The following is a 5883-nucleotide window of genomic DNA, read 5'->3' on the forward strand; positions in this document are numbered from 1 at the left end:
GCCCTTGGGCTGAGGGGGGTCGAACCCGGTGGCCGCGCACAGCACAGCCGCCGGGTTCCGAAGACCCGGCGGCTGTGAGAAGTCGACGGGTCAGCTCGCTACTCGTACGGCGAGCGCGTCACCGATCTCGTCGGTCGTACGCGCGGGAGCCGTCGTGCCGCGCTCGGCGAGATCGGCCGCGACGGCCTCCTCGACCCGTACGGCTTCGGCGTCGAGGCCGAGATGACGCAGCAGCAGCGCGACGGAGAGGACCGTGGCCGTGGGGTCGGCCTTGCCCTGGCCCGCGATGTCCGGCGCCGAGCCGTGGACCGGCTCGAACATGGACGGGAACGCACGGTCCGGATTGATGTTCGCGGACGCGGCCAGGCCGATGCCGCCGGTCACGGCGGCGGCCAGGTCGGTGAGGATGTCACCGAAGAGGTTGTCGGTGACGATCACGTCGAAGCGCTCCGGCTGGGTGACGAAGAAGATCGTCGCGGCGTCGACATGCAGATAGTCGGTGGTGACCTCGGGATACTCGCGGCCGACGCGGTCGAAGATGTTCTTCCACAGATGACCGGCGTAGACGAGGACGTTGTTCTTGTGGACCAGGGTCAGCTTCTTGCGCGGACGGGCGGCGGCCCGCCGGTACGCGTCACGGACGACCCGCTCCACGCCGTACGCCGTATTGAGGCTCACTTCCGTGGCCACCTCGGCGGGCGTACCGGTGCGCAGCGAACCTCCGTTGCCCGTGTACGGGCCCTCCGTGCCCTCGCGGACGACGACGAAGTCGATGTCCGGCCGGCCCGCCAGCGGTGTGGCGGTGTGCGGGAAGAGCTTCGACGGGCGCAGGTTCACGTAGTGGTCGAAGGCGAACCGCAGCCTGAGCAGCAGCCCGCGCTCCAGCACACCGGAGGGCACGGACGGATCGCCGATCGCGCCGAGCAGGATCGCGTCATGGCCCTTGAGGGACTCCAGCTCCGCGTCCGGGAGGGTCTCCCCGGTACGGTGCCAGCGGGCGGCGCCGAGGTCGTACTCCTTGGTCTCCAGCTTCACACCCTGAGGAAGGACGGCCCTCAGGACCTTCAGGCCCTGGGCCACGACTTCCTGGCCGATGCCGTCACCGGGGATCACTGCGAGATCGATGCTGCGAGACATGGCGGCACCCTACTCCGCGTCCCAGCCCATGACATGGCACGTCCATTCCGTGGACAGATCGCGTCTCGTCGCCGCGCGCGGGCCGTGTCCGGCACCGGGCGGAGGCCGCGTCCGCCGCCGCTGGGCCGACCGCCCGCCGCGGCGCCCGACGCGCTCCGCCCGCCCCGCGCCGGCCCGCTCCGCCCCGGTCCGTCACCGACTCGATGCCCAGGATCCACACGAACGCCACCCACCGGTGTCACGGTCTGTCCATGGATACCCCTCGTGTCGGGATTCCCGACCGTCTCGCCTCCCGTATGACCATGCCGGAACAGCATGAGTATCTGCGTGGCCGGATCGGCCGGCGCGGGCTGCTCAGAGGCGGCACCCTGCTCGCGGGCACGGTGGCCGGCGCCGGGCTGCTCGGCTCCAGCGCGGGGCCAGCCGGGGCCTTGGCGGACGGCGCGCTCACCGGCCCGGCCCTTCTGACCTCGCCGGCCGCCGCCCGGGTGGACGGATCGCTGGTGGCGCCCTTCGGCCGGCATCTCGCCTTCGGCTCGGACCCGAAGACCCGGATGACGGTCTCCTGGCAGGTGCCGTTCCCGGTCGGGAGGCCGTTCCTGCGGGTGGGGCGGAAGCCCTGGGAGCTGAGCCGGCGCATCGAGGCGGAGGTTCGGGCGCTGCACACCCCGCCCCTGTCGGCCGCGCTGCCCGCGGTGGACCAGTACTACCTGCATGTGGCGCTGGAGCGGCTGCGCCCTGGCACCACGTACTACTACGGCGTGGGGCACGAGGGCTTCGACCCGGCCGATCCGCGTCACTTCGCCACCATCGGCACCTTCCGTACCGCGCCCGCCGCCGCCCGTGGCGAGTCCTTCGTCTTCACCGCCTTCGGCGACCAGGGTGTCTCGTACGACGCGCTCGCCAACGACCAGGTGATCCTGGGCCAGAACCCGGCCTTCCATCTGCACGCGGGCGACATCTGCTACGCGGACGCCGGCGGCCGGGGCTCCTCGTCCGACACGTACGACGCCCGGGTCTGGGACCAGTTCCTCGCCCAGACCGAGACCGTGGCCTCGCGCGTGCCCTGGATGGTGACCATGGGCAACCACGACATGGAGGCGTGGTACTCGCCCGACGGCTACGGCGGCCAGAACGCGCGCTGGACCCTGCCGGACAGCGGCCCCGATCCCGTGAAGTCGCCGGGCGCGTACTCCTTCACTTACGGCAACGTGGGCGTGGTGGCCCTGGACGCCAACGACGTCTCGCACGAGATCCGCGCCAACACCGGCTTCACGGACGGCGCCCAGACGCGCTGGCTGGACCGGCGCCTCGGCGAACTGCGCGCGGACCGGGACATCGACTTCGTCGTGGTCTTCTTCCACCACTGCGCGTTCTCGACGACCAGCGCGCACGCCTCCGACGGCGGGGTACGCGAGGCGTGGGTGCCGCTCTTCGACAGGCACCGCGTCGATCTGGTCGTCAACGGCCACAACCACGTCTACGAACGCACCGACGCGCTGCGCGGCGGCGCGGTCGGCCGCCGGGTGGAGATCGGCGGATCCGTCAGCTCCACACGGGACGGCATCGTGTACGTCACGGCGGGCGGAGCGGGCAAGACGCTGTACGGCTTTCCGGTGCCGGACAGCTACGAGGGCCGCCCCGCCGAGGTGGAGAGCGTGCCGTCCTACCGCTGGGAGGCCGGCGGCGCGAAGGCCGCCGAGACCGTGGAGTGGTCACGGGTGCGCTACACCGGATTCTCCTTCCTCGCCGTCGAGGTGACGACGGGGCACCGCCCGGAGCTGAAGGTCACCGCGCTCGCGGAGAGCGGGGCGCGGGTGGACCACTTCACGGTCACGCGGGAGTGACGGACGGGACGGCGGCGCCCGGTTCCGGCTTCCCGACAGCTTTCCTCGTCTTGACAACTTTATTTGTCGGATGGATTCTGGAACGGCGCCGGACGTCGCCGTGACCGCACACCGCACATCAGAAATCCGAGGAAACCGCCATGCGTACCCTGGTCAGCACTGCCTTCATCTCGCTCGACGGCGTCGTGGAGGGCCCGGGCGGCGAACCCGGCTACCGCAATTCCGGATGGACCTTCAAGGACGTCGAGTTCGATCCCGAGGCGTTCGACATCAAGGGGCGGGAGCAGCAGGAGTCCACCGCGATCCTGATGGGCCGGGTCAGCTACGAGGCGTTCAGCCCGGTGTGGCCGGACATGGACGAGTTCGCCGACTACAAAGCCATGCCGAAGTACGTCGTCTCGACCACCCTCACCGAGGACAGGCTCGTGTCGAACTGGGGCGAGAGCACCATCCTGCGCTCCCTCGACGAGGTCGCCGCACTGAAGGAGACCGAGGGCGGCCCGATCATCGTCCACGGCAGCGTCGCCCTGAACCACGGTCTCGCCGACGCCGGACTGATCGACCGCTACCACCTGCTCGTCTTCCCGCTGCTGCTCGGCGCGGGCAAGCGTCTGTTCCCCGCCACCGACAAGGACACCCAGAAGCTGAAGCTGGTCGAACACGCCGTGTACGCCAACGGCCTCCAGATGAACGTCCTCGACGTCGTCCGCTGACCGGGTCGGTGGCGCCACGGGAACGCCACGGCGTCAACCGCGGCGCCACCGACGGGCACACCCGGCACACGTCGGGCACACCCGCCGCGCGGCGGGCGCACCCGGTACGCGACCGCGCGGCGGCGGACCGGCCGGTGGCCCGTCGAGCGGGTCAGTGGCCCGTCGAGCCGCCGTTGTCCCGGCGGTCCAGGGCGCGCTGGAGGGCCGCCGCGGCGTTCTTGCGGTCGGACTCGCTCGTACGGCGAGCGTGACGGACGCGGCGGACTGTCGTCTCGGCCATGATGATCGACTCCTTGAGATAGCTGTGCCACGCGGTGGGGTCGCATGATGCATCTACGAGGCGCCGGAAGGGGCGGGGGGCGTGCGCCACAGGGGTTGCCTGATGGGGGCGTCGGCCCGCGACCGCCATTCGCTGGATGGAGCGAGACGTTCGGCCCTTCCACGCTAAGCGAGGCGCGCCGCTCTGTCTCCATATTTACTCGGACTTCCTACCATCTGAGACGGCACCGCCTCCGACCTGCGGTTGTCCGATCGGCCGATCTCAGAGCACATCGCCCTCGCGCCAGTCGAACACCAGCACGCCCGAGGGGCCCCCGCCACCCGGCAGAGGCCGCCCGGCAACGGGACGCAGATACGTGGAGTCCTCCTCGTCCGGCAGCCGGACCACTCCCCCGGGCCCCAGCGTCCCGATCGTGCCCTCCCACAGCCGCCAGCCGCGCGCCCGGTAGAGCGGCGCGCCGTCGTCGGAGGCGGAGAGGGCACCGAGGTCGTACGCGCCGTCGATGACCCGCTCCAGCGCCGCCATCACCCTGCCGCCCAGCCCTTGCCGCCGCAGGCCGGGCCGTACCGCCACCGCCTCCACGTACCCGACGCGGTACGAGCGGCCCCGGTGCAGCACCCGGCGCTGGATCACACTGCCGTGCGCCAGGAACGTGCCGTCCGCCGCCCGTACGAAGGCGTGCACACCGCCGAGCCCGTGGTCCCAGTCCTCGTCGGAGAAGTCGCCGTCGAAGGCCGCGTCCATCAGGGCGCGTGCGCCGGCGCGTTCGGCCGGACGCAGTTCGAAGGTGTGGGCGATGCGCAGAGGCGGGGCGGCAGCCACGGTGTCCGTCGGGTCCGTCATGGAGTCCACTCTTCCAGGCGCGGCGCGCCTGGAAGCCGGAGCGGCTGTCCCGGCGCCGCCGTTTCCGGCCCGGCCGCGGGGGCACCCGACCATCGGAGGTCAAACATGAACGCACGGACAGTGTCGGTCGGCGGGCGGGGCAAGGCACGGCGGGCGGCGAACAGTTCGGCCATGGACATGGCGGCCCGCTGGGGTTTCGCGGCGCGCGGGGTGCTGTATCTGCTCATCGGCGTACTCGCTCTTCGGATCGCGCTCGGTGCCGACGAGGGCGAACAGGCGGACCGGGGAGGCGCGCTGGCGGAGGTGGCGCAGCAGCCGATGGGCTCCGTCCTGCTCTGGGCCCTGGGACTCGGACTGACCGGCATGGCGCTGTGGCGGCTCTCCGAGGCGCTCTTCGGCGCGGCCGGCCCTGACGGGCACAAGACGCACAAGCGGCTGCTGTCGGCGGGGCGGGCCGTCTTCTACGGGTTCGTGGCCTATTCGGTGCTGGCCTTCGCCGCCGGGGACACCGGCAGCGGCAGCGGCTCCAGCGACCGGCAGTCCCGGGACATCACGGCCAGGGCCCTGGAGCTGCCGGGCGGCCGGTGGATCGTGGGGATCGCCGGGGCCGGGATCGCGGTCGCGGGGGCGTGGATCGGCACCCGCGCGGCTCTGCGGAAGTACCGCGACCATCTCAAGCTGAGCCGGATGTCGCGCCGGGAGAAGCGCTTCGTCGATGTCACCGGGGTGGCCGGCGGTGTCGCCCGGGGTGTGCTCTTCGCCGCGGTGGGGGTGTTCGTGGTGCGGGCGGCGGTCGCGTACGAGCCGGACGAGGCCAAGGGCGTGGACGACACGCTGCGTTCCTTCGCCGGGACCCCGGCGGGCCCGTGGCTGCTGGGCACGGTCGCCGTCGGTCTGGCGCTGTTCGGGATCTTCTCCTTCATGATGGCGCGGCGTCGCAAGGTGTGAGCCGCGGGTGTGGCGCGAGACGCGGGGAGGGTGAGGGGTGCCGTGTCCCCCTCACCCGCCTCGTCATGGAACCGCCCCCGTACCGGCGAGGGGGCGCCGGTACGGGGGCGGTTCC

Annotated in this window: 6 protein-coding genes; 3 read left to right on the forward strand and 3 right to left on the reverse strand. The window is 71.7% G+C overall.

From position 1 onward, the window contains the following. Positions 1 to 90: 90 nt before the first annotated feature. The gene (locus BFF77_RS23760; RefSeq protein ID WP_066953215.1) at positions 91 to 1137 is read right to left on the reverse strand and encodes a 3-isopropylmalate dehydrogenase; all 1047 of its coding nucleotides are present in this window, start codon (positions 1135 to 1137) and stop codon (positions 91 to 93) included. Positions 1138 to 1388: 251 nt separating this feature from the next. On the opposite strand from BFF77_RS23760, the gene BFF77_RS23765 reads away from it, so the two are divergent. Together BFF77_RS23765 and BFF77_RS23770 are read left to right on the forward strand one after the other, a co-directional pair. Continuing rightward, positions 1389 to 2984: a purple acid phosphatase family protein gene (locus tag BFF77_RS23765; protein ID WP_066953217.1), complete on the forward strand. Its 1596-nt coding sequence runs from the start codon at positions 1389 to 1391 to the stop codon at positions 2982 to 2984. Between the two features lie 140 nt (positions 2985 to 3124). After that, entirely contained in the window at positions 3125 to 3697 is a 573-nt protein-coding gene (locus BFF77_RS23770; RefSeq protein ID WP_066953219.1) for a dihydrofolate reductase family protein, read from the forward strand. A gap of 151 nt (positions 3698 to 3848) precedes the next feature. Here the strand turns inward: BFF77_RS23770 and BFF77_RS37805 are convergent, their stop codons facing one another. Together BFF77_RS37805 and BFF77_RS23775 are read right to left on the reverse strand one after the other, a co-directional pair. Then, a complete protein-coding gene (locus BFF77_RS37805; RefSeq protein WP_281196579.1) occupies positions 3849 to 3977 on the reverse strand; it encodes a hypothetical protein in 129 nt (42 codons plus the stop codon). A 261-nt stretch (positions 3978 to 4238) separates the two neighbouring features. Next, a complete protein-coding gene (locus tag BFF77_RS23775; protein ID WP_066953222.1) occupies positions 4239 to 4820 on the reverse strand; it encodes a GNAT family N-acetyltransferase in 582 nt (193 codons plus the stop codon). Positions 4821 to 4925: 105 nt separating this feature from the next. Here BFF77_RS23775 and BFF77_RS23780 point away from each other — a divergent pair, with 105 nt between their 5' ends. Continuing rightward, positions 4926 to 5768, forward strand: a complete 843-nt coding sequence (locus tag BFF77_RS23780) for a DUF1206 domain-containing protein (RefSeq protein ID WP_066953224.1) — start codon at positions 4926 to 4928, stop codon at positions 5766 to 5768. The last annotated feature ends 115 nt before the right edge of the window (positions 5769 to 5883 follow it).

It is taken from the genome of Streptomyces lushanensis (genome assembly GCF_001700515.1).
Lineage (GTDB): Bacteria > Actinomycetota > Actinomycetes > Streptomycetales > Streptomycetaceae > Streptomyces > Streptomyces lushanensis.